This is a genomic window from Curtobacterium sp. MCLR17_032, assembly GCF_003234795.2.
In the GTDB taxonomy this organism is placed as follows: Bacteria; Actinomycetota; Actinomycetes; order Actinomycetales; family Microbacteriaceae; genus Curtobacterium.
Genome location: NZ_CP126268.1, coordinates 1,506,795 through 1,529,797, shown reverse-complemented (window position 1 = coordinate 1,529,797; position 23,003 = coordinate 1,506,795). Strand labels below are relative to the sequence as shown.

The 23,003-nt window shown below is 70.3% G+C and carries 18 protein-coding genes and 1 pseudogene; 3 read left to right on the top strand and 16 right to left on the bottom strand.

Annotation, left to right across the window (positions count from 1 at the left end; translation table 11 throughout):
* The first annotated feature begins 259 nt into the window (after window positions 1–259).
* Window positions 260–493 carry a hypothetical protein gene (locus tag DEI97_RS07175; protein ID WP_258376791.1) on the top strand — a complete coding sequence of 78 codons (234 nt, stop codon included), beginning with the start codon at window positions 260–262 and terminating at the stop codon, window positions 491–493.
* A gap of 43 nt (window positions 494–536) precedes the next feature.
* On the opposite strand, the gene DEI97_RS07170 is transcribed toward DEI97_RS07175, so the two are convergent.
* The 11 genes from DEI97_RS07170 to DEI97_RS07120 all read right to left on the bottom strand — a co-directional run bounded on the left by DEI97_RS07170 (window position 537) and on the right by DEI97_RS07120 (window position 14,219).
* The gene (locus tag DEI97_RS07170) at window positions 537–1,280 is read right to left on the bottom strand and encodes a ComEA family DNA-binding protein (RefSeq protein ID WP_111076110.1); all 744 of its coding nucleotides are present in this window, start codon (window positions 1,278–1,280) and stop codon (window positions 537–539) included.
* Between the two features lie 179 nt (window positions 1,281–1,459).
* Window positions 1,460–4,021 carry a leucine--tRNA ligase gene (gene leuS / locus DEI97_RS07165; protein ID WP_111076111.1) on the bottom strand — a complete coding sequence of 854 codons (2,562 nt, stop codon included), beginning with the start codon at window positions 4,019–4,021 and terminating at the stop codon, window positions 1,460–1,462.
* Window positions 4,022–4,071: 50 nt separating this feature from the next.
* A complete protein-coding gene (cydC, locus tag DEI97_RS07160) occupies window positions 4,072–5,772 on the bottom strand; it encodes a thiol reductant ABC exporter subunit CydC (protein ID WP_111076112.1) in 1,701 nt (566 codons plus the stop codon).
* Window positions 5,769–7,448, bottom strand: a complete 1,680-nt coding sequence (gene cydD, locus DEI97_RS07155) for a thiol reductant ABC exporter subunit CydD (protein ID WP_111076113.1) — start codon at window positions 7,446–7,448, stop codon at window positions 5,769–5,771. Before cydD ends, cydC begins: the two co-directional genes overlap by 4 nt.
* Window positions 7,449–7,461: 13 nt before the next feature.
* Window positions 7,462–8,466 (bottom strand): cytochrome d ubiquinol oxidase subunit II, encoded by a 1,005-nt coding sequence (cydB, locus tag DEI97_RS07150; protein ID WP_111076114.1) that lies wholly within the window; start codon window positions 8,464–8,466, stop codon window positions 7,462–7,464.
* 18 nt (window positions 8,467–8,484) lie between these two features.
* Window positions 8,485–9,897 carry a cytochrome ubiquinol oxidase subunit I gene (locus DEI97_RS07145; RefSeq protein WP_111076115.1) on the bottom strand — a complete coding sequence of 471 codons (1,413 nt, stop codon included), beginning with the start codon at window positions 9,895–9,897 and terminating at the stop codon, window positions 8,485–8,487.
* A 208-nt stretch (window positions 9,898–10,105) separates the two neighbouring features.
* On the bottom strand, window positions 10,106–11,029 hold the full coding sequence (locus tag DEI97_RS07140) for an ABC transporter substrate-binding protein (RefSeq protein WP_111076116.1): 924 nt from the start codon (window positions 11,027–11,029) through the stop codon (window positions 10,106–10,108).
* Complete coding sequence (locus tag DEI97_RS07135; RefSeq protein WP_111076117.1) at window positions 11,026–11,754, bottom strand: ABC transporter permease; 729 nt, start codon at window positions 11,752–11,754, stop codon at window positions 11,026–11,028. The genes DEI97_RS07140 and DEI97_RS07135 overlap by 4 nt, the downstream gene beginning before the upstream one ends.
* Window positions 11,751–12,467 carry an ABC transporter permease gene (locus tag DEI97_RS07130; RefSeq protein WP_111076118.1) on the bottom strand — a complete coding sequence of 239 codons (717 nt, stop codon included), beginning with the start codon at window positions 12,465–12,467 and terminating at the stop codon, window positions 11,751–11,753. The genes DEI97_RS07135 and DEI97_RS07130 overlap by 4 nt, the downstream gene beginning before the upstream one ends.
* Complete coding sequence (locus DEI97_RS07125) at window positions 12,464–13,369, bottom strand: ABC transporter ATP-binding protein (RefSeq protein WP_111076119.1); 906 nt, start codon at window positions 13,367–13,369, stop codon at window positions 12,464–12,466. The genes DEI97_RS07130 and DEI97_RS07125 overlap by 4 nt, the downstream gene beginning before the upstream one ends.
* Before the next feature lie 202 nt (window positions 13,370–13,571).
* Window positions 13,572–14,219, bottom strand: a complete 648-nt coding sequence (locus DEI97_RS07120) for a TetR/AcrR family transcriptional regulator (RefSeq protein WP_181439352.1) — start codon at window positions 14,217–14,219, stop codon at window positions 13,572–13,574.
* A gap of 142 nt (window positions 14,220–14,361) precedes the next feature.
* Between DEI97_RS07120 and DEI97_RS07115 the strand changes: the two genes are divergently transcribed.
* Window positions 14,362–15,537, top strand: coding sequence for an App1 family protein phosphatidate phosphatase (locus DEI97_RS07115; protein WP_111076121.1), 1,176 nt, complete (start codon window positions 14,362–14,364; stop codon window positions 15,535–15,537).
* 81 nt (window positions 15,538–15,618) lie between these two features.
* Window positions 15,619–17,493 (top strand): annotated as a pseudogene (locus DEI97_RS07110) (glycoside hydrolase family 15 protein); the annotation flags it as partial.
* Between the two features lie 93 nt (window positions 17,494–17,586).
* Here DEI97_RS07110 and DEI97_RS07105 read toward each other — a convergent pair.
* The 5 genes from DEI97_RS07105 to DEI97_RS07085 form a co-directional block, all read right to left on the bottom strand.
* Entirely contained in the window at window positions 17,587–18,960 is a 1,374-nt protein-coding gene (locus DEI97_RS07105) for a glucose-6-phosphate dehydrogenase (RefSeq protein ID WP_111076123.1), read from the bottom strand.
* A gap of 210 nt (window positions 18,961–19,170) precedes the next feature.
* Window positions 19,171–19,587 (bottom strand): cytochrome c oxidase subunit 4, encoded by a 417-nt coding sequence (locus DEI97_RS07100; RefSeq protein ID WP_110903122.1) that lies wholly within the window; start codon window positions 19,585–19,587, stop codon window positions 19,171–19,173.
* Between the two features lie 5 nt (window positions 19,588–19,592).
* Window positions 19,593–21,332 carry an aa3-type cytochrome oxidase subunit I gene (gene ctaD / locus DEI97_RS07095; RefSeq protein WP_181439353.1) on the bottom strand — a complete coding sequence of 580 codons (1,740 nt, stop codon included), beginning with the start codon at window positions 21,330–21,332 and terminating at the stop codon, window positions 19,593–19,595.
* Window positions 21,333–21,344: 12 nt separating this feature from the next.
* Window positions 21,345–22,247: an aa3-type cytochrome oxidase subunit II gene (gene ctaC / locus DEI97_RS07090; protein ID WP_111076124.1), complete on the bottom strand. Its 903-nt coding sequence runs from the start codon at window positions 22,245–22,247 to the stop codon at window positions 21,345–21,347.
* A gap of 370 nt (window positions 22,248–22,617) precedes the next feature.
* On the bottom strand, window positions 22,618–22,986 hold the full coding sequence (locus DEI97_RS07085; RefSeq protein ID WP_111076125.1) for a HesB/IscA family protein: 369 nt from the start codon (window positions 22,984–22,986) through the stop codon (window positions 22,618–22,620).
* Window positions 22,987–23,003 lie beyond the last annotated feature (17 nt).

Genomic DNA, 23,003 nt, shown 5'->3' with positions numbered 1-23,003 from the left:
GGCCGCCAGCACGGCTCGCCGCGGTTCGTCGAGCGCGGGGACGAGCCGGACCGGCACCCGCAGGCCGTCCGACCGGGAGGCACGCCCCACCACCGCCTCGATCGTCCCGACCACGGACCGGTCGCCGGGCGCGAGGTCGCGGTCGAGCCGGACACGGGCCTCCAGGCTGTGACCAGCCGTCTGCCGCACGATCGACGGCAGTCGGTGTTCCTGCCCGGCGGCGACCGCTGCGGCCGTCAGCGCGACCAGCAGGGCCGTCGTGAGCACCAGCGCCGCGACCGCCCGCACCGGCACGGACGGCCCGGGCCGGAGCAGCACGACGAGCGACGCCAGTCCGACCACGGCCGCGGAGGCCGCCACCGGCCCGAGCGCGTCCGGCTCGCCGACGAGCACCGCGACGACGATCCAGGTCACCGCCGTCGGCCCGGCGAGCCGGAGGTCGGCCAGCGACGGCCGCAATGCGCCACCGAGCGCGGCACCGGACACGGTCTGAGTCGGCGTCGGCATCGGAGTGGCCCCGAGCGCGGCCGGGGCGCTCACACCGTCACCCGGTCCTGCAGTTCGGCGAACCGGCCCTCGCCGATGCCGCTGACCTCGAGCAGGTCCTCGACCGACCGGAAGCCGCCGTGCTCGTCGCGCCAGGCGAGGATCCGCTCCGCCAGAGCCGGGCCGATCCCGGGCAGTGTCTCGAGCGCGGTGGCGTCCGCGGTGTTGAGGTCCACGACCTGCGCAGCCGCTCCCGCACCGCCACCCGCCCCGTCGGCCCCAGACCCCGAGCCGCCGGCACCGGCACCAGCACCGGCACCACCGCCGGGCGGCAACTCGGCGGGCACCTCCGCCTCGCCGATCCGCGGCACGTACAGCCGCTCCCCGTCGACCACCGGGCGCGCCAGGTTGAGGCGAGACAGGTCGGCGTCCGCAGCTGCTCCCCCGGCAGCCGTCAGGGCGTCCGTCACCCGGGCGTCGGCGGCGACGCGGACGACCCCGGCATGCTCGACCGCCCCGACGACGTACAGCACGGCGACGTCCGGCGCTGCGGACGCCGACCCGGACGCAGCCGGGGGTGCCGAAGCAGGCGCCGAGGAAGGCGCCGACGCCGTCCCGGGCGGACCCGGGGTTCCAGCGGTCGGCGCTCCCGTGACGATGGACACTCCGGGCTCGTCCGTGCCACCCCCACGACCGCCGCCCCACCACCCGGAGACGATGACCCCGAGCGCGAGCACGCCGACTACCCCCACCAGCAGGAGGGCAGCGCGGGGAGACAGCGTGAACCGGGACATGTCCCGAGACGCTAGGGAGCCCGGCCGGTCGACCGGGCACGGTCAGGCACAGCTGTGGAGAGCGCCCGCACCCCGCCAGTTGTGGAGGAACCGGCCCCGAAGGACCGGCCCCAGAGGGTCCGGTCCCGAAGGACCGACCCGCGCGGGGCCGGCCGCCGAGGAATCACCCCCCGAGCCGCCTACCCCTTGATCGCGATGTTGACCAGCTTCGGCGCCCGGACGATGACCTTCACGATCTCCCGGTCCCCGATGTACCGCTGCACCGCGTGCGACGACCGCGCGAGCTGCTCGAGCTCGTCGGCTTCGATCGACTTCGACACCTCGAACGAGTCGCGCACCTTGCCGTTGACCTGCACGACGGCAGTCAGGCTCTCCTGCACGAGCAGCGTCGGGTCGGCCTTCCGCCACCCGAACGTCGCGACCGGGGCGTCGTACCCGAGCGTCTGCCACATCTCTTCGCCGGTGTAGGGCGCGAAGACGCTGAGGCCGAGGGCGATGGTCTCAGCGGCCTCGCGGACGGCGGGGTCGGCGGCACCGGGGCCGCTGTCGATCGCCTTGCGGGTGACGTTCACCAGGTCCATGAGCCGCGCGATCACGACGTTGAACTTGAACGACTCCATGAGCCCGGGGGCGTCCGCCAGGAAGCGGTGCGTCGCCTGCCGGACGGTGCGGTCACCGGTGGACCAGACGGCGTCGGGCGTCGAAGTGACGTCGACGGCGATCCGGTAGGCACGTGCCAGGAACCGGGCGGAGGCCGCCGGCGAGACGTCCTCCCAGTTGATGTCGTCCTCGGGCGGTCCGGCGAAGCCCATCACCAGGCGGATCGCGTCGACACCGTGGGCGTCGAGCTCGTCACCGAGCGAGACGCCGCCCTTCGACTTCGACATCTTCGAGCCGCCAGAGAGCACCATGCCCTGGTTGAGCAGCGCCGAGAACGGCTCGGTGAAGTCGAGGTAGCCGAGGTCGAAGAGCACCTTCGTGACGAAGCGCGCGTAGAGCAGGTGCAGGATCGCGTGCTCGACGCCACCGATGTACTGGTCGACGGGTGCCCACTTGTTGACGAGCGCCGGGTCGAAGGCCTGCGTGTCGTCGTTCGCGGACAGGAAGCGCAGGAAGTACCACGACGAGTCGACGAACGTGTCCATCGTGTCGGCGTCGCGCTTGGCGGGCGTGCCATCGACCGGGTTCGGGACGTTCACCCAGTCGGTCGCGCCGCCCAGGGGCGAGGTGCCCTTGGGCTTGAGGTCGAGGCCCTCGGTGGGGGGCAGCACGACGGGCAGCTGGTCCTCGGGCACCGGGTACTCGGTGCCGTCCTCGCCGTGGATGATCGGGATCGGGGTGCCCCAGAAGCGCTGACGCGAGATGAGCCAGTCGCGCAGACGGTAGGTCTTGGCGGCGCGGCCGGTGCCCCGCTCGTCGAGCAGGCTGATGGCCGCGGTGATGGCGTGCTGCTTGCTCATGCCGTCGAGCGGCCCGGAGTTGATCATCCGACCGGCACCCGTCAGGGCCTCGCCGGTGGCGACCGGGTCGAGCGTGGGGACGTCGAAGTCGTCGAGCGTCGCCCCCTCCGGGATGACGGGGATCGCACCGGTCACGGCGGCGTTGGTGTCGACGACGACCTTGACGGGCAGGTCGAAGGCGCGGGCGAAGTCCAGGTCGCGCTGGTCGTGCGCGGGCACGGCCATCACTGCGCCGTGGCCGTAGTCGGCCAGCACGTAGTCGGCGGCCCAGAGCGGCAGGCGCTCCCCGGTCAGCGGGTGGATCGCCCAGCGGCCGAGCGGTACACCGGTCTTCGGGCGGTCGGCGTTCTGCCGGTCGATGTCCGAGGTCTTCTGCGTCGCGACCAGGTAGTCCTGGAACGCGGCACGGGTGGCGTCGTCGACGGACGGGTCCGCGACGAGTTCGGCGGCCAGGTCGGAGTCCGGGGCGACGACCAGGAAGGTCACGCCGTGGATGGTGTCCGGGCGCGTGGTGAAGACGGTGACCGGTTCGTCACGGCCCTCGATGACGAAGTCGACGTCCGCGCCGACCGAGCGGCCGATCCAGTTGCGCTGCATCGCGATGACCTTCGACGGCCACCGGCCCTCGAGCTGGTTCAGGTCGTCGAGCAGCCGGTCCGCGTAGTCGGTGATCCCGAAGTACCACTGCGTCAGCTTCTTCTTGACGACGACGGCGCCGGAGCGGTCCGAGGTGCCGTCGGGCAGGACCTGCTCGTTGGCCAGGACGGTCTGGTCCACCGGGTCCCAGTTGACCCAGCTGTCCTTCCGGTACGCCAGGCCCTTCTCGTACATCTTGAGGAACAGCCACTGGTTCCACTTGTAGTACTCGGGGTCCGAGGTGTGGATCTCGGTCGACCAGTCGAACGACGGGGCGTAGCGCTTGAAGGAGGCCTTCTGCTGCGCGATGTTCGCGTAGGTCCACTCCTTCGGGTCGACACCACGCTTGATGGCGGCGTTCTCGGCGGGCAGGCCGAACGAGTCCCAGCCGATCGGGTGCAGCACGTTGAAGCCCTGCTGGCGCCAGTAGCGCGCGACGAAGTCCCCGAGCGCCCAGTTCTCGGCGTGGCCCATGTGCAGGTCGCCGGAGGGGTACGGGAACATCTCGAGGATGTACTTGCGCGGGCGCTTGTCGTCGGGGTCGGCGGTGAAGAGGCCGAGCTCTTCCCACCGCGCCTGCCACTTCTGCTGGATGCGCCGGAAGTCGTAGGTGTGCGGGTCCTCGACGTGCTGCTCGATGGTCACGGTCGTCAACGATACAAGCCGGGAGGCCCGTCCCGCGTCCGTGCGTCGGCTCACCCGTCGAGCAGGCGTCCGTCCCGCATCCGCAGGGTCCGGTCGACGAGGTCGGCGGGCACCGGCACGTGCGACACGACGAGGAGGGTCCGTCCGGCCGCGCGGGCGGCCGTCACGAGGTCGCGGAGCACGCTGTCGCCGAGGTCGGGGTCGATGTCGGCGGTCGGTTCGTCGAGCACCAGGACCGGGAACGCGTGCAGGAGCGCGCGGGCCAGTGCCAGTCGGTGGGCCTGACCACCGGACACGAGCGAGCCGCGCTCCCCCACTCCGGCGTCGAGTCCCCCACGTCGGCGGACCCAGTCGCCGAGCCCGACCCGGTCGAGCACGGCGAGCAGTTCGTCGTCGGTCGCGGTCTCGCGGGCGAAGAGCAGGTTCTGCCGGACGGACTGGTCGAAGACGAACGGGTCCTGCTCGATCAGCCCGATGCGGGCGCGGACGGCGTCGGGGTGCAGGTCCCGCGCCTCCGTCCCGTCCAGGGTGTAGCTGCCGGTGTGGTCGACGAAGCGGACGAGGGCGTCCACGAGGGTCGTCTTGCCGGACCCGCTCGGGCCGCTGAGCACGACGACCTCGCCGGGCTGCAGGTCGAACGAGACCCCGTCGACCGCCGGGGTCGACGCGCCCGGCCAACGGACGGACAGGCCACGGACCCGGACCGTGACGGTGGCCGGCACGACGAGGTCCTCGGCATCGGCGGCGTCCTCGGGCTCCGGCACGAGCCCGGCCGGCAGTTCCGCGGGGACGACCTGCTCGACCCGGTCGGCGGCGGCCCGGACACGCCGGAGCGTCAGGACGGCGAGCGGGACCCCGCCGACGACCTCGAACAGGGCGAGCGGCACGAACACCGCCAGCGCCCAGAGCGGACCGTCGAGGGCGCCGCTGACGACCGCCGGGGCGCCGACGGCCAGCACACCGATGACCGCGGCCCCGCCGACCAGCCCGACGAGCGCACCGACGAGCGACTCGACGGCACCCCGGCGGCGGACCGCCCGGGTGACCCGGTCGTCGAGACGGGCGATGTGGGTGAGTCGTTCCTCCAGCGTCCCGTAGGCGACGAAGACGTCGAGCGTGCGGACCGTGTCGAGGACCAGGTCGGCGACGCGCCCGCGGTCGGCCGCGGTCTCGATGTCCGAGCGGCGGGCGACGGCCGCGGTGACGACCGTCCCGACCAGGGCGGCGACGACGAGGGCCAGCAGCAGCACGAGGGCGGCCGGCACGGAGACGAACGCGACGGCGACGACGGAGAGCAGTGCGGTGACGCCCGCCGACACGAGTGGCCCGACGACCCGGATCGGCAGGTCCTGCAGCCGGTCGGTGTCGGTGACGAGCCGGGTCATCAGGTCGCCACGCCCGGTCGACCCGAGCCCGGCGGGTGCGACCGAGGCGAGCCGTCGGTACATCTCGGTGCGGACGACGGCGAGCTGCCGGAACGAGGCGTCGTGCCCGGCCAGCCGGTCGACGTAGCGGAACACGGCACGCCCGAGTGCGAAGGCGCGGACGCCGACCATGACGAGCGTCAGGTAGAGGATCGGCGGGTGCTCGGCGGCCCGGGTGATGAGGTAGCCGCTCGCCGCGAGCAGGGCGACGCCGCAGAGCGCGCTGAGGACGCCGGCGGCGACGGCCTTGGTCCAGCCGCGACCACGGGGCAGGGCGAGCCGGAGGACGGACCCGGTGCGGGCCTCCCGGCCGGTGGTGCTGGTCATGCGGACACCTCCTGGGCGGATCGCCGGGACGAGACCGTGACGGAGCCGGAGGCGCCGATCGCGACGACGACGTCGGCCGCGGCCACGACCGCGGGTCGGTGGCTCGCGACGACGACGACCGCCCCCGCGTCCGCCAGGCGGCGGACGGCGGCGACGACCTGCGCCTCGGACTCGGCGTCGAGGGCCGACGTCGGCTCGTCGAGCAGCACCAGCGGCGTCTGCTGCCGGGCCGCGCGGTACAGGCCGCGGGCGACGGCGACACGCTGGGCCTGGCCGCCGGACAGTCCGGACCCGCCGCTGCCGACCGGGAGGCCCGGGTCGACTCCCAGCCCCACCGCACCGAGTGCGGTCCGCACGTCGGCCGTGTCCGGGTCGGCGGAGAGCGCGACGTTCTCGGCGACCGTGCCGCGCACCAGGCGCGGACGCTGGTCGACCCAGGAGGTGCGGTCACGGACCGGCAGGTCGGCGCGGCCGGGCACGGTGACGGTGCCGTCGGCGGGCAGTACGCCGCGGATCGCGGCGATCAGGCTGGACTTGCCGGAGCCGCTCGGGCCGGCGAGGGCGACGACGGTGCCGGCCGGGGCGGTGAGATCGACCGGACCGACGACGGTCTCGGGGCGGTGCACGGTCAGCCCGGCGAGGACGAGGGCGGCGGAGTCCGACCGGATCGGAGCCGAACCCACCGGAGTGGGACCCTCCGGCGCCGCCCCGTCCGGGTCGTCGAGCACGTCGAGGACGGCCTGCGACGCCGCCACCCCGTCCTGGGCCGCGTGGAAGTCGGCGCCGACCTGCCGGAGCGGGGCGAACGCCTCCGGGGCGAGGACCAGCACGAACATCGCCGCACCGAGGCCGAGCGAGCCGTCGACCAACCGGATGCCGATCGACACCGCGACGAGCGCGACCGACAGGCTCGCGGCGAGCTCGAGGGCGAAGCCGCTGACGAACGACAGCCGGAGCACGCCGATCGTGCCCCGGCGGTACTCGTCGGTGACCTGCCCGATGCGGCCGACCTGGCGGCGGGCCCGGCCGAAGACCTTGAGGGTCGCGAGTCCCTCGACGGCCTCGGTGAAGGCCCCGCCGAGTCGGGCGAGCGCGTCCGCCTGCTGCTGCTGCAGCGAGCGGGTGGCGAGCCCGATGAGGACCATGAACACCGGGATCACCGGTATCGCGCACACGATCACGACGGCGCTCGTCAGGTCGCCGGAGCCGATCGCGACGAGCAGCAGCGGGGTCGCGACCGCGGTCAGGGCGAGCTGCGGCAGGTAGCGGCCGAAGTAGGCGTCGAGCGCGTCGAGCCCGGGGCCGAGCGTCGTGGCGAAGCCGGCGCTCGAGCGACCGGCGAGCCACCCGGGGCCCCGGTCGGCCGCGCGCCGGAGCACGGCGGCGCGGAGCTCACTCTTCACGCGAGCACCCGCGCGGGCGGCGAGGTCGTCGGTCGCCCAGGACGCGACCGCCCGCAGCAGGAACGCACCGCCGAGCAGCGCGAGCGTGCCGGCGAACGTCGCGGGGACGACACCGGCACGGACCGCGTCGACGACCTGGGTCACGGCGGCCGCGATCCCCCACGCGATCGCGATGGTCGCGATCGTCCGGACCGCGCCGGTGCCGGCGGCGGCCACGACGAAGCCGCGTGCCGTCCGGGACAGACGGAGCAGGCGGGGGTCGAGCGGCTTCACACGTGCCTCCTGGTCAGTGCGCGGCCTGCGCGACGGTGGCGCGCGAGACCCGCTTGCGGAAGACCCAGTACGTCCACGCCTGGTAGGCGAGCACGAGCGGGATGCAGACCAGCGCGACCCAGCTCATCACCGTCAGCGTGTACGTGCCGGACGAGGCGTTGGCGACGGTCAAGCTGTTCGCCGGGTCGTTCGTGGCGGGCATGACGTCCGGGAACACCGCGGTGAACATCGCCAGGACGACCGCCGCGATGGTGACGGCCATCAGGGCGAAGGCACGTCCCTCCCGGCCACGTGCGGCACAGAGGACCGCGACGACCAGGGCCACGGCGCCGACGGCGGAGAGCACGAGCGACGTCGGGGTGGACCGGACGAGCGCCATCGTGACCAGGAAGACCGCCGCCACGACGATCGTGACCACGCCGGCGCGCTTCGCCAGGCGCATCGCCCGCTCGCGCATCTCGCCCTCGGTCTTCAACGCCACGAACACGACGCCGTGGGTGAAGAAGACCAGCAGCGTGGTGGCACCGGCGAGCAGTGCGAAGGGGTTGAGCAGGTCGAACAGCGTGCCGGTGTAGTTGTGTCCGGAGTCCATCGGGATCCCGCGGACGACGTTGCCGAACGCGACGCCCCAGAGGAACGACGGCACCGCGCTGCCGACCACGATCATCAGGTCGAAGCGACGCTTCCACGCCAGGTGCTTGTTCTGGTGCCGGTACTCGAACGACACCCCGCGCAGGATCAGCGCGGCGAGGATGAGCAGCAGCGCCAGGTAGAAGCCGGAGAACATCGTCGCGTACCACTCGGGGAAGGCGGCGAACAGGCAGGCGCCGGCGACGATCACCCAGGTCTCGTTGAGGTCCCAGACGGGGCCGATGGTGTTGATGAGGACGCGGCGGTCGGTGTCGTCCTTGCCGAGGAACGGCAGGGACATGCCGACGCCGAAGTCGAACCCGTCGAGTACGAAGTACCCGACGAAGAAGAGTCCGACGATCGCGAACCACAGAACGGGCAGGTCCATCTCAGGCAGCTTTCATCTCTAGTAGACCGTCACTTCGTGCTTGACCTCGCCGGTCTCCGCGTCGACCTCGGCCGGTGCGGCCGGGCCCTCCTGGGCGACCTTCTTGATGAGTCGGAACTCGACCACCGCGAGGGATCCGTAGATGAGGGTGAACACGACGAGCGAGATGAGGACCTCGAGGCCCGTCACGTTCGGGGAGACCCCGTCGGCCGTCTTGAGCAGGCCGAACACGAGCCACGGCTGGCGGCCCATCTCGGTGAAGACCCAGCCGACGATCATCGCGGCCATCGGCAGCGGCACCGCCCAGATCGCGATGCGCCAGATCCACCGCTGCTGCGGGAAGCGGCCCTTGCGGGTCAGCCAGAGCCCGGCGAGCGAGACCAGCACGGCACCCATCCCGAGCGCGATCATCCAGCGGAAGGACCAGTAGGTCACCCAGATGATCGGCTTGTAGTTCCCCGGGCCGTAGACCTGCGTGTACTGCGCCTGCAGGTCGTTGATGCCCTCGACCGTGCCGGTGAAGGTGTGCGTCGACAGGAAGGACAGCAGGTAGGGCACGCGGATCGAGAACAGTTCGGTGACACCGTCGGGTGTGCCGAGCGTGAAGATCGAGAACGAGGCGTCCTTGCCGGTCGCGGTGTTGTAGAGCGCCTCGGCGGCGGCCATCTTCATCGGCTGCGTGTCGACCATGGTGAGTCCGAGCTGGTCACCGGTCAGGACCGTCAGCGCACCCGCGGCGACCATCGTCCAGAGGCCGAACTTCAGCGCCGGCATCATCGTCTCGAGGTTCTGGTTGCGCGCCAGGTGGTACGCGGCGACCGAGATGATCACGCCGGCGGCGACCATGAAGCACGCGAAGATCGTGTGCGGGAAGGCGGCCAGGGCGACCTTGTTGCCGAGGACGGCCCAGATGTCGGTGAGTTCGGCACGACCCTTCGCCGCGTTGATCGCGTAGCCGACCGGGTGCTGCATGAACGCGTTGGCGGCGATGATGAAGTACGCCGACATGATCGTGCCCGCGCTGACGCACCAGATGCTCGCCAGGTGCAGCTTCTTCGGCAGCCGGTCCCAGCCGAAGATCCAGACGCCGATGAACGCGGCCTCGAAGAAGAACGCCAGGATGCCCTCGAGCGCGAGCGGGGCGCCGAAGACGTCGCCGACGAAGCGGGAGTAGTCGGACCAGTTCATGCCGAACTGGAACTCCTGCACGATGCCGGTGACGACCCCCATCGCGAAGTTGATGAGGAAGATGCGTCCGAAGAAGCGGGTGAGCTGCAGGTAGTGCGCCCGCCCGGTCCGGACCCAGGCGGTCTGGAACACCGCGACGACGACGGCCATGCCGATCGTCAGCGGGACGAAGAGGAAGTGGTAGATCGTCGTCAGACCGAACTGCCACCGCGACAGCAGGAGCGGGTCCAGGAGGTCGTTCATGCTTCGACGGTACTGTCGCCCGCGCTGATTCGACAAGTTGTAGAGGGGCCTCCTGCACGAACGTGCACAGGCTCTGCACGGCACAACCGTGCGGAACAAGTGTCACGCACGAGTGCCCCCGGAACGACGACAGGCGCCGGGCTCGATGCCCGACGCCTGTCGTCGTGGGTCCCGCGCAACGACGCGGGATCCGGGGTGTTCGTGCGACCTAGAGCAGGCCCTCGTCGGTCAGGAAGTCCTTCGCGATCTTCGAGGCCTTCTCCTTGTCGACGGTGCTCTTGGTGTTGAGCTCGATGAGCGCGTCGGTCGTCAGGACCTTGCTCACCTTGTCGATGTCCGCCGCGGCCTTGTCGTCGACCTTGCTCGACACCACCGGGGTGACGTTCTGCGGCACGATGAGGTTCTTCGGGTCCTTGAGGACCACGAAGTCGTTGGCCTTGATGCTCGGGTCGGCGGTGTAGATGTCCGCGAGCTGCACGGTGCCGTCCTTGAGCGCCTTGACCGTCAGGGCCCCGCCGGAGTCCTCGATCGCCTTGGACTGGACCGTGACGCCGTACACGGACTTCAGGCCCTTCGGACCGTACGGACGCGTCTGGTTCTCCGAGTTCGCGCCGACCGTCAGCGTGCCCTTGACCTTCGACAGGTCGGCGAGGCTCGTCACGTCGTTCTCCTCGGAGAACTTCTTCGTGACGGTGTAACTGTCCTGGTCGGTGGCCTCGGCAGCGTCCAGGGCACGGAGCCCCTTCGGCAGGGCCTTCTCGAGCCCGGCCGTGATCTCCGACTCGGTCTTCGCGGTCGAGTTCTTGTCGAAGTACTGCAGCAGGTTGCCGCCGTACTCCGGCATGACGTCGATCGCGCCCTTCTCGAGCTGCGGGAGGTAGACCTCGCGCTGCCCGATGTTGAAGTTCCGCTTCACCTGGAAGCCGTCCTTCTCGAGGACCTGGGCGTAGAGCTCGGCGATGATCTCGTTCGAGTAGTACTGCTGCGACCCGACGACGATCGTCTTCGAGTCGGAGGAGGTGCTGGAGCCGCTGTCGAGCGGGCTGCTGGAGGAGCAGCCGGCGAGGGCGGCGGCCACGCCGACGGCGACCGCGGCGGCGATGCCGGCGCGGAGCTTGGGTGCTGTGATCACGAGGGGGTTCCTTCCGGGATGGGTGTGTGGGGCCGCTCACGCGATCCCGAGCGACGCCGTGTCGGACGGTCGGCGACGCCCGCGGGCACCACCGCCCGCTGGAGCACGGAGAAGACGATCTCGAACGCGATCGCGAGTGCGATCACGAGGATGGAGGCGCCGAGCATCATGGCGTAGTCCTGGGTCTTCAGCCCGAGGAACACGTAACCACCGAGCCCGCCGGAGCCGACGTACGCGGCGAGGGTGGCGGTGGCGACGACCTGGAGCACGGCGGCTCGGACGCCACCGACGAGCAGCGGCAGGCCGAGCGGGATCTCGACCTTGGTCAGGATCTGCCACTCGGTCATGCCCTGCGCCCGAGCGGCGTCGACGGTCACCGGTTCGACGGACTCGATGCCGGCGTAGGCACCGGCGAGCACCGACGGGATCGCCAGGACGACGAGCGCGAGCAGGGGTGCCTGCAGGTTGGCGCCGAGCATGAGGCCCACCAGGGTTAGCACGCCGAGTGTCGGCAGGGCGCGGATGCCGCCGGACAGGGCGATCGCGAAGCCGCGGGCCTTGCCGGTGTGGCCGATGGCGTAGCCGATCGGGATGGCGATCACCGACGCGATGAGGACGGCGAGCAGCGAGATCCAGATGTGTTCCCACAGCCGCTCGGGCACGGCGTCCGGGCCGGCGTAGTTGGCGGGGTCGAACACCCAGCCGAAGGCCTGTCCGATGATCATGAGGTGACCTCCGCGTTCTGGAGCACGCGGCGGGTCGCACGCTTCGACGGCGCCGAACGACGCGTCCACGGCATCACGATGCGGCCGAGCAGCACGAGCAGCCCGTCGATCGCGAACGCCAGGACGAGCACCATCACGACACCCGCGAGGATCTCCTCGGGGATGTTCCGACCGATGCCGTCGGTGAAGAGCGACCCGAGGCTCTGGATGCCGAGGACCGCGCCGACCGTGGTCAGCGAGATGGTCGACACCGAGACGACCCGGAGGCCGGCGAGCAGCACGGGGCCGGCGAGCGGCAGGTCGACGCGGAAGAAGCGCTGTGCTCCCGAGTACCCCATCGCGGTCGCGGCCGAGGTGGTGTCCGGGTCGACCGAGCCGAGGCCGTCGACGGTCGAGCGGACCATCAGCGCGAGGCCGTAGAGCGTCAGGCCGACGACGACGTTCACCGGGTCCTGGAGTCCGGTGCCGATGAGCCCCGGCAGGGCGATGAACAGCGGGAGCGACGGGATGGCGTAGAGCAGCCCGGCGAGCGTGACGATGCCGCCACCCAGACCGCTGCTCACCCGACGTGCACCGGGCCGGCGGAGTCGGACGACGAGCCAGCCGATCGGGATCGACAGCAGGAACGCGACGATGATCGGCGGGATCGCGATCGCCAGGTGCGCGACCGTGTCGTCCCCGATCGTGTCGAGGTTCGACAGCACCCAGTTCACCGGGTGCTCCCACCCTGCGCCGCAGCACCCGGGGCGCTGGGCGTCCCGGCCTCGGAGCGGACAGCGGCAGCGGCGTCGACGACGCCGACGGGACCGGTCAGGACGCCGGCGGCGCGACCGTCCCCGTCCACGACGACCGGACCGGTCGGGGTCTGCTCGACGCGGAGGGACCGACGGCCCCGGCCCACGCCGATGAAGTTCGCGACGAAGTCGTCCGCCGGCGCGGACAGGATCTCGGCGGGGGTCCCCTGCTGGGCGATCTCGCCGCCCTTCTTGAGGATCACGACCTGGTCGCCGAGCTTGAAGGCCTCGTCGATGTCGTGCGTGACGAAGACGACGGTCTTGCCGAGCTCACGCTGCAGTCGGATCAGCTCGTCCTGCAGGTCGTTGCGGACGAGCGGGTCGACGGCGCCGAACGGTTCGTCCATGAGCAGGACGTTCGGGTCGACCGCGAGACCACGGGCGACGCCGACGCGCTGCTGCTGTCCGCCGGAGAGCTGCGAGGGGTAGCGGTCGGCCAGGGACCGGTCGAGACCCACCGTGTCCATGAGCTCGAGCGCGCGCTTCCGCGCGTCGGCCTTCGAGACGCCGGTGAGCAGCGGCACGGTCGCGATGTTGTCGGCCACCTTGCGGTGCGGCAGCAGCCCGGCGTTCTGCATCACGTAGCCGATCCGACGGCGCAGCTGCACCGGGTCGACGCCGGCGATGTCCTCGCCGTCGATCTGGACGGACCCCGCGGTCGGGTCGATCATCCTGTTGATCATCCGGAGGAGCGTGGTCTTGCCACAACCGCTCGAACCGACGAACACCGTCGTGCTCCGCGAGGGGATCACGAGGTCGAACGACTCGACGGCGTTCGTGCCGTCCGGGTAGGTCTTGCGCACCGAGCGGAACTCGATCATGGGTGCCCTTCTTGGTGGAGGTAGCCCGACTCCGGAGAACAGTACATGCCCGAGCGCATACCGGTTCGCTCGGGTCCGATCGTGACGCCTGGCGGACATCCACCCCGGGTCCGCGCAGTTCGGACACGAACGCCCGCCCCTCCTGTCCGGAGGAACGGGCGTTCGGGTGGTTCCGGGTCGACTCGTGCCGACCGGCGATCGATCAGGAGGCCCCGATCACCGACTCCAGGTACGGCCGGCTCATCGCGCGGTACGCCGCGATCAGCTCGGTGTCGGGGTGGTCGCGGTCGACGTGGGCGCGGGCGAGGACTGCGTGCGCCGACTCCGCCAGGACGACCCACGCGCGGTTCACCGCGTCGGTCTGCGGCAGGTCGAACCGCTCGCGCATCACGGTGCCGACGGCCCCACCGAGCGCGGCGAGCCGGTCGGCGTCCTCGTCACCGGAGGTGGTGTCGATGTCGGCGAACCGGATGGCCCGGAAGCCGGGCTCGGTGCGGTACATCTCCGCCGTCATGTCGACGAGCGCGTCGCAGCCTTCCTGCCACGTCGTGGCACCCGAGGCGTCGAGCGTCTCGACGAAGCGGGAGGCGAGGCGCTGGGTGCAGCGGATGGCCAGGGCCTCGACCACGGCGATGCGGTCCGGGAAGTACCGGTAGACCGTGCCGATGGACGCGCCGGCGCGCTCGGCGACCATGGCGGTCGTGAGCCGCTCGAAGCCGATCTCGTCGATGACCGCGGCAGCGGCGTCGAGCAGGCCCGCGAGGCGCGCCGAGCTGCGGGCCTGGACCGGCTCGTTCCTGAGCAGTGATGATCCCCCCGGCAGTGCGTTCGAAACCTCGGTGACGAGCACGTGAACTCCTTCTCGCGGTGACCGCGGGCTGACTGGCTGAGACCGCAACTCTCGCAGACGCCGGCTTGGTCTTGGCTGCGATTCCCGGGGTGTCGGGCCCCCGGCCCCGTCCGGCGAGCACCCCGCATGGGATGATGGTGCGATGCCCGAGTCGACGCCTCCGGACCCTGCCGCGCCCCGGGACACCGTCCCGACGCCCGAGGGCAGCGCAGCTCCGGGCCGGGACGCCCGGTCCGTGGAACGCGAGCACGACCGGCGCGAACAGTCCCCCTGGGGCATCCAGCAGTGGGAGACCGCGATCCCCGAACCGATCCTGCACCGGGCCGCCCGCATCGAGGACGCCGTGCAGGAGTACCGCGAACAGCACGCCCGGAAGCGCGGTCAGGTCCCGACGGTCATCCCCTACACGGGCTACGGCGCACCGGGGTGGGTCCGCGTGCTCTGCCGGGTGCTGCTCACCCGCCGCGGCCTGGCCTCCGACGTCTCGTACGCGGGCGTCCGCGGCTGGCGCAGCTTCACCAGCGTGGCCGTCGACCACGCCGAGGTCACCATCACCGCCGGCGGCAGCACCCACACCGTGCAGAGCGACCGTGGCGGGGTCGTCGATGCCATCGTCCCGATCGACCTCGAACCCGGCTGGCAGACGATCCGCCTGTCCGCCGGTGGCATGCGCGACGTGGACGCGGACGTCTTCGTGGTGCACCCGGACACCCGCTTCGGCCTGCTGTCGGACATCGACGACACCGTGATGGTGACGAGCCTGCCCCGTCCGATGCTGGCCGCCTGGAACTCGTTCGTGCTCACCGAGCACGCCCGACGTCCGGTGCCGGGCATGTCGGTCCTCTACGAGCGCGTCCTGGCGCAGCACCCGGGCGCGCCCACCGTGTACCTGTCCACCGGCGCCTGGAACGTGGCACCGACGCTGCAGCGCTTCCTGACCCGGAACATGTACCCGTCCGGCACCCTGCTGCTCACCGACTGGGGCCCCACCCACGACCGGTTCTTCCGCAGCGGGCAGCAGCACAAGCAGGACAACCTGCGCCGCCTCGCCCGGGACTTCCCGGACATCCAGTGGCTCCTCGTCGGCGACGACGGGCAGCACGACGAGCACCTCTACGGCGAGTTCGCCAGGGAGCACCCGGACAACGTCGCCGCGGTCGCGATCCGGCAGCTGTCCACCAGCGAGGCGGTCCTGGCCGGTGGTCGGTCGCGTGCCCAGGAGCGCACCCGCGACTCCACCGTGCCGTGGGTCTACGCCCCGGACGGCGCCGGTCTCTGGACCGAACTCGGACGCGTCGGGATCGCCGAACTCGACTGAGCGGCGCCCGAAGTGCTGCCGGGAGCGATCTGAACGCACCTTCAGCGCAGGTGCGCCGCAGCCTCCGGGTGGTTCGATCAGGGCATGGCTCAGCGCATCGAGGACCACGCCCTCATCGGGGACTGTCACACCGCCGCACTCGTCACCCGGGACGGTGACGTCGACTGGGCGTGCCTCCCCCGGTTCGACAGCGCATCGACGTTCGCGTCCCTGCTCGGCGACGAACACGACGGGCAGTGGTCGCTCCGTCCCGCCGACCCCGACGCGACCCCGGTCCGCCGGCACGACGGCGACTCCCTGGTCCTCTCGACCGTGTGGACCACCACGACCGGCGTCGTCGAGGTCACCGACTTCATGCCCGTCGACGCCCACCGCGCGACCATCGTCCGACGGGTCCGCGGCCTCACCGGCACGGTCGAGATGCGGCAGGTGCTCCGCATCCGGTTCGGGTACGGCTCCGTCCTGCCCTGGATCCGGCAGGTCGGCAACGCGGACGAGCCGGTCCTCGTTGCGACCGCCGGCCCCGACGCCGTCGTCGTGCGGGGCCCGCGCTTCCGCGCCGACGACCACCGGCACACCGCCACCACGACGATCGCCGACGGCGACGTCCTCGACACCGCCCTCACCTGGTACCCGTCGCACCGCGAACCGCCGGAGCCGTTCGACGTCGACGCAGCCCTGCACCACACCCGCGACTGGTGGCACGACTGGACCTCCCGCACCCGCGCCGAGGGGAAGTACGCCCCCGCCGTCCGCAGCTCCCTGATGTACCTGCGGGCGATGACCCACGCCGAGACCGGCGGCGTCGTGGCGGCCGCGACCACGAGCCTCCCGGAGGACCCCGGCGGCGAACGCAACTGGGACTACCGCTTCGTGTGGCTGCGTGACGCGTCGATGGCGCTCGCGTCCCTCATCGCCCACGGGTACCGCGACGAGGCGTCGCACTGGCGGGCCTGGCTGCTCCGGGCGATCGCCGGCGACCCGGACGACGTGCAGATCATGTACGGCATCGCCGGCGAGCGGGAGTTGCCCGAACGCACGCTCGACCACCTGTCCGGGTACGCCGACTCGAAGCCCGTCCGCGTCGGCAACGGGGCGTACACGCAGTACCAGGGCGACGTCTTCGGCGAGGTCCTGGCGGCCCTGCACGACGCCCGCGAACTCGGTGTCGAGGAGAGCGGCGCCTCCTGGTCGCTGCAGCGCGCCCTCCTCAGCCACGTCGAGGCGCACTGGCAGGAGCCCGACAACGGCATCTGGGAGATGCGCGGACCGCGACGGCACTTCACCCACTCGCGCGCGATGATCTGGGCCGCCTTCGACCGCGGGGTCGCCGCGTGCGAGGTGTTCGGCCTGGAGGGGCCGGTGGAGCGTTGGCGCACCCTGCGCGACCAGGTCCGGGCCGAGATCGAGGAGCACGGCTGGAACGCCGAGCGGGGCGCGTACCGCCAGCACTACGACACCGACGAGGTCGACGCGAGCCTGCTCGTGCTCCCCCAGATCGGCTTTTGCAAGCCGGACGACCCGCGGATGCTCGGGACGGTGGCCGCCATCGAGCAGGACCTGCGGGTCGGCGACGACGGGCTGCTGCTCCGGTACCGGACGTCCTCCGGCTTCGACGGACTCAGCGGCGCGGAACACCCGTTCCTGGCCTGCTCGTTCTGGCTGGTCGAGCAGTACGCCGGCTCGGGGCGGGTCGAGGACGCGGAACGGCTCATGGACGTCCTCGTCGGGTTCGCGAACGACGTCGGGATGCTGTCCGAGGAGATCGACGTCGCGACCGGCCACCACATCGGCAACACCCCGCAGGCGCTCTCGCACCTGACGCTCGTCACCGCGGCCGACGCGATCGCACGGGCGAAGGGGGCAGCGGCCGGGCACCGGACCCGGGCGGCACAACACGGCGGCGGCACCTGGAGCGTCAGCGGTGCCGGCGAGCGGGCCGGCGGACCGGCCTGACGCCGGCGCGGTCACGCACGTGGTGCGCCACGACGGACGGGAGGCCCGGTACCAGCTGGTACCGGGCCTCCCGTCATGCGGTGGTCGCGTCGGTCAGGACGAGCTGACCCACTCGGCCGGGCCGCGCGAACCCGCGCGGTACTCCTCGAGCGGGACCGCACCGGACTTCCAGGCGTTCACGACCGGCTCGACGATCTCCCAGCAGCGCTCAGCGACGTCGCCGCGGATGGAGAGCAGCGGGTCGTCGTGGAAGATGCCGTTGAGGACCTCGCCGTAGGGGGTGAGCTCGCCGTCGTCGAACGAGGACGACAGGGTGACCTGGCCCATCTCGAACGGGTTGCCGCCGCCGTTGGCCGAGACCGACAGCTCGATCTCGTCCGGGTTGAGGACGATGCGCAGCGTGTCCGCCTTCGGCCGACCGGACAGGCCGGAGGGCAGGCGCGTCACGGGCTTGAAGGTGATGAGGACCTCCTTGCGGCTGGCGCCGAGCGCCTTGCCGGAGCGGAGGGTGAAGGGGACGCCGGCCCAACGGGCGGTGTCGACCTCGACCTCGATCTCGGCCAGGGTCTCGGTCTCGCGCGACGGGTCCACCCCGTCCTCCTGCTGGTACGACGGCAGGTCCTTGCCGTCGATCGTGCCGGCGGTGTAGACCGCGCGGCGGGAGGCGATGGTCGCGTCGTCGCCCTTGAGGCGCGTCGAGCGGAGCACGCGCGCCAGCGACGAACGGAACTCGACCGAGTCGATCGCTGCCGGGGCGTCCATCGTCACGAGCGCCAGGATCTGGAGCAGGTGCGACTGGATCATGTCGACCAGGGCGCCGGCCTCGTCGTAGTACTGCGCGCGGTTCTCGAGGCCCAGGGTCTCGTCGTAGAAGACGTCGACCTTCTCGATGTTGTCGGCGTTCCAGATCGGCTCGAACATGCGGTTCGCGAAGCGCAGACCGATGATGTTGAGGACCGTGGTGCGGCCGAGGAAGTGGTCGGTGCGGTGCACGCGCTCTTCCGGGACGAGCTCGAGGACCGTCTTGTTGAGTGCCTCGGCGCTGGCGACGTCGGTGCCGAACGGCTTCTCGAACGCCAGGGTGGTGCCCTCGGGCAGCTCGACGTGCTGGAGCGCCTCGCAGATGTCGGACGCGATCTGCGGCGGCAGCGCGAAGTAGAGGATCGGCTCGGCCTCGGCGGCGTCGAGCAGGGCCTTCAGGTGCTCGGGGTCGGTCGGGTCGCCCTGGATGAACTTCGTCGACTCGATGGTCGCGTCGACCTCCGCGCCCGCGACGTCCTGCGACGCGAACGACTTCGTGACGACGTCCTTCCACTGCTCCTCGCTGCGGGCGCTACGGCCCGTGCCGATGAGCTGGACCGGGACGGAGCGGCCGCTCTGCAGGAAGGTCCCGAGACCCGGCAGGAGGAGGCGTGAGGCGAGGTCGCCGGTCGCGCCGAAGATGATGAGCGTGCGCTTGTCAGTCACCGGAGGTGACTCCTTTCGCTTGTGGACGGTCCGCAGGACCTGCGGCCGCGGTCATGCGGTCCTCAGGAGCCAAGGTCCATCGTGCCCGGGAGATTCCCGGACCGTTCCAGATGTTGTTCGATGCACGCGTCCGGTGGCGGCGATCCGCCTGCCCCGGACGCAGTTCGGGCGGCACCGAGATGGTGCCGCCCGAAGCGTGTGTGGCGTGGGTCAGTGCCCGAAGTTGCCGCGGTAGTACTCGTAGACCCAGCCCACGAGCGTGATCGCGACGAGCACGAGGCCGATCGGCACGATCCAGAGACCAGCTGCGACCCCGAGGAACACGAGCGCGATCGCCGCGGCGAGGAACAGCGGCCACCACGACCACGGGCTGAAGTGCCCGAGCTCGGCGTCGCCGTCCTCGATGTTGGCGTCCTGACGGTCCTCGGGCAGCACCCCGCCTTGCGCCGACATGACGCGGCCCAGGTAGAAGGCGATGAAGGCGGACATGATGCCGGTCAGGCCGATCGACAGGGTGCCGACCCACTCGACGGAGCCGTAGTAGATCATCGACCAGATCGTGTACGCGGCGTCCGCGAGCACGAAGAAGACGAACAGGATCCAGAACAGATTGGTGTTGGCGCGCATGGCTGCTACTTCACCTGGCCCTTCGCGGCGTCGTAGGTCGGAGCGTCAGGTGCGTCCTTCGCCGGACCCACACCGACCGGCACGCCGGCCTCGGGGTGGTTCAGGTCGAACGCCGGGGACTCGGAACGGATCCGCGGGATCGAGGTGAAGTTGTGCCGCGGCGGCGGGCAGGAGGTCGCCCACTCGAGCGAGCGGCCGTAGCCCCACGGGTCGTTGACGGCCACCTTCGGGGCGTTCCGCGCGGTGACGTAGACGTTGAAGATGAACGGCAGGAACGAGATGCCGAGGATCATCGAGCCGATCGTCGACACCTGGTTCATCCAGGTGAAGCCGTCGTTCGGCAGGTAGGTCGCGTACCGACGGGGCATGCCCACGACGCCCAGCCAGTGCTGGATCAGGAACGTGGTGTGGAAGCCGACGAACAGCAGCCAGAAGTGGATCTTGCCGAGGCGCTCGTTGAGCATCTTGCCGGTGAACTTCGGCCACCAGAAGTAGAAGCCGGAGAACATCGCGAACACGACGGTGCCGAAGACCACGTAGTGGAAGTGCGCGACGACGAAGTACGTGTCGGACACGTGGAAGTCGAGCGGCGGCGACGCCAGGATCACGCCGGTGAGACCACCGAAGGTGAAGGTCACGAGGAACCCGATGGCCCAGAGGATCGGGGTCTCGAAGGTGACCGAACCGCGCCACATGGTGCCGACCCAGTTGAAGATCTTCACGCCGGTCGGGACCGCGATGAGCATCGTCATCAGCGAGAACCAAGGCAGCAGGACGCCACCGGTGACGTACATGTGGTGCGCCCACACCGTGACCGAGAGGGCCGCGATGGTGATGGTCGCGTAGACGAGGGTCTTGTACCCGAAGATCGGCTTGCGGCTGAACACCGGGAAGACCTCGGACACGATGCCGAAGAACGGCAGGGCGATGATGTAGACCTCGGGGTGCCCGAAGAACCAGAACAGGTGCTGCCAGAGCAGGGCACCGCCGTTGGCCGGGTTGAAGATCTGCGCGTCGAACACGCGGTCGAGACCGAGGCCGAACAGTGCGGCAGCGAGGACCGGGAAGGCCATCAGCACGAGGAGGCTCGTGACGAGCACGTTCCACGTGAAGATCGACATGCGGAACATCGTCATGCCCGGGGCACGCATCGTGATGATCGTGGTGATGAAGTTGACCGCACCGAGGATGGTCGAGAAGCCGGTCATGCCGAGCCCGAAGACCCACAACGTGCCGCCGAGCCCTGGTGTGAACGTCGTGTCGCTCAGTGGCGCGTAGGCGAACCACCCGAACGAGGCCGCACCCTGCGGGGTGAGGAAGCCACCGACGGCGATCGCGCTGCCGAAGAAGTACATCCAGAAGGCCAGGCCGTTCAGACGCGGGAAGGCCACGTCCGGTGCACCGATCTGCAGCGGCATGATCGCGTTCGCGAAGCCGGAGAACAGCGGCGTCGCGAACATCAGCAGCATGATCGTGCCGTGCATCGTGAAGAGCTGGTTGTACTGCTCCTTGGTCGCGACGACCTGCAGCCCCGGCTCGAACAGCTGCGCACGGATGACGAGCGCCATGATGCCGGCGAGCAGGAAGTAGAGGAACGAGGTGATCAGGTACATGTACCCGATCGTCTTGTGGTCGGTGGAGGTCGCCCACCGGACGATGATGTTGCCCTTGCGACCGACCCTCGATGCCTGGAAGTCCGGCGTCGAAGGCCTGGTTGTCGCCTGGCCGACGAATGACGTTGTCATTGAGACGCGCCCTTACTTCTTCTCGCTGGACGCCTCGGCAGGCGTCTCGTTGTTCGGCTGGTTCGTGTTGGTGTCGTACTCGTTGCCGAGCAGACCGACCTTGCCCTGGTCCTTGAGGGACGCGAGGTAGTCGTCGTACTTCGCCTGCGACACGACCTTCACCTGGAAGAGCATGAGGGAGTGGTACTCACCGCAGAGCTCGGCGCACTTGCCCTGGTAGGTGCCTTCCTTCTCCGGGATGAAGTACTCGTAGTTCGTCCGGCCCGGGAGCATGTCCTTCTTGTAGAGGAAGTCGATGACCCAGAAGGAGTGGTTGACGTCGCGAGAGCTGAGCTCGATCTCGACCTTCTTGCCCACCGGCAGGTACAGCGTCGGGAGGAGCGACTCGTCGATGGCGCCGCCACCGTTCTCTTCTTCCTGGGCCTGGATGCCCTGGTAGTAGACGCTTTCCTTCGGGTTGCTCTTGTCGATGTAGTTGAAGTCCCAGCCCCAGCGCTTGCCGTAGACGTGCACGGTGGCATCGGGCTGTGCGAACGGCTTCTCGATCGCTTCCTGGTCCTTCGCGGTGAAGGCGAAGAAGCCGAGGACGAGGATCAGCGGCACGATCGTGTAGAAGATCTCGAGCGGCATGTTGTACCGCATCTGCACGGGCAGGCCGGTCTGGCCCTTCCGGCGGCGGTAGACGATCGCGGCCCAGATGATCAGGCCCCAGACGATCAGACCCACGGCGAGCAGCACGATCCAGCTCGTCGTCCACAGACCGACGATGCGGCTCGTGTGGTTGGTGACGTCCTTCGTCTGCTCCGTGCCCGGGAGCCATCCGTTCATCTGCTGCTGCGTGCAGCCAGCCAGTGCGATGACCAGACCGACGGCCACCGGCACGGCCGCCCAACGTATACGGCGATTCGAACGCACTGTTACCTCTCGGAAAGACGTGGCCCGGGAACCGGTCGTCGTGCGACCGGCGCCGACGGTGACCCCGTCGACGAGCACCGAGGTCAGCCGTGGGGCTGACGCGTGGGTGACTCCCAGCTTGGTTGGAACACTCCTAGCCTACTCGCAGCCATCGACACCGAGCGCACAACCGACACGCGTTGTGGACGGAAACGGCACTGCGAGCGGCGGTTTCCCCTGGTCATCCGCTTCCTCGAGGATGTCCACGACGATCTGCGCCGGGACCGATATGCAGGAACGCGAACGGGGAGTGACCATGTCGGTCACTCCCCGTTCGCGTGTCGCCCCTCCCCCGCGTGTGCGGAGGACCGGCGAGCGGTTGGTCGGGCGCTCAGTGGAAGCTGTCGCCACACGCGCAGGAGCCCTGCGCGTTGGGGTTGTCGATGGTGAAGCCCTGCTTCTGGATCGTGTCCTCGAAGTCGATCGTGGCGCCGTCGAGGTACGGCACGCTCATCTTGTCGACGACGACCTCGACCCCGTCGAACTCGGCCGTGGCGTCACCGTCGAGCAGGCGCTCGTCGAAGTAGAGCTGGTAGATGAGGCCCGAGCACCCGCCGGGCTGGACGGCGAGGCGGAGGCGCAGGTCGTCGCGCCCTTCCTGCTTGAGCAGGCTGGCGACCTTCGCCGAGGCCGCGTCGCTCAGCAGCACACCGTGCGACTCGGCATCGGTCGCTGCTTCGGTCGTGATGGTGTCGCTCATCGACGTCTCCCTTGCTG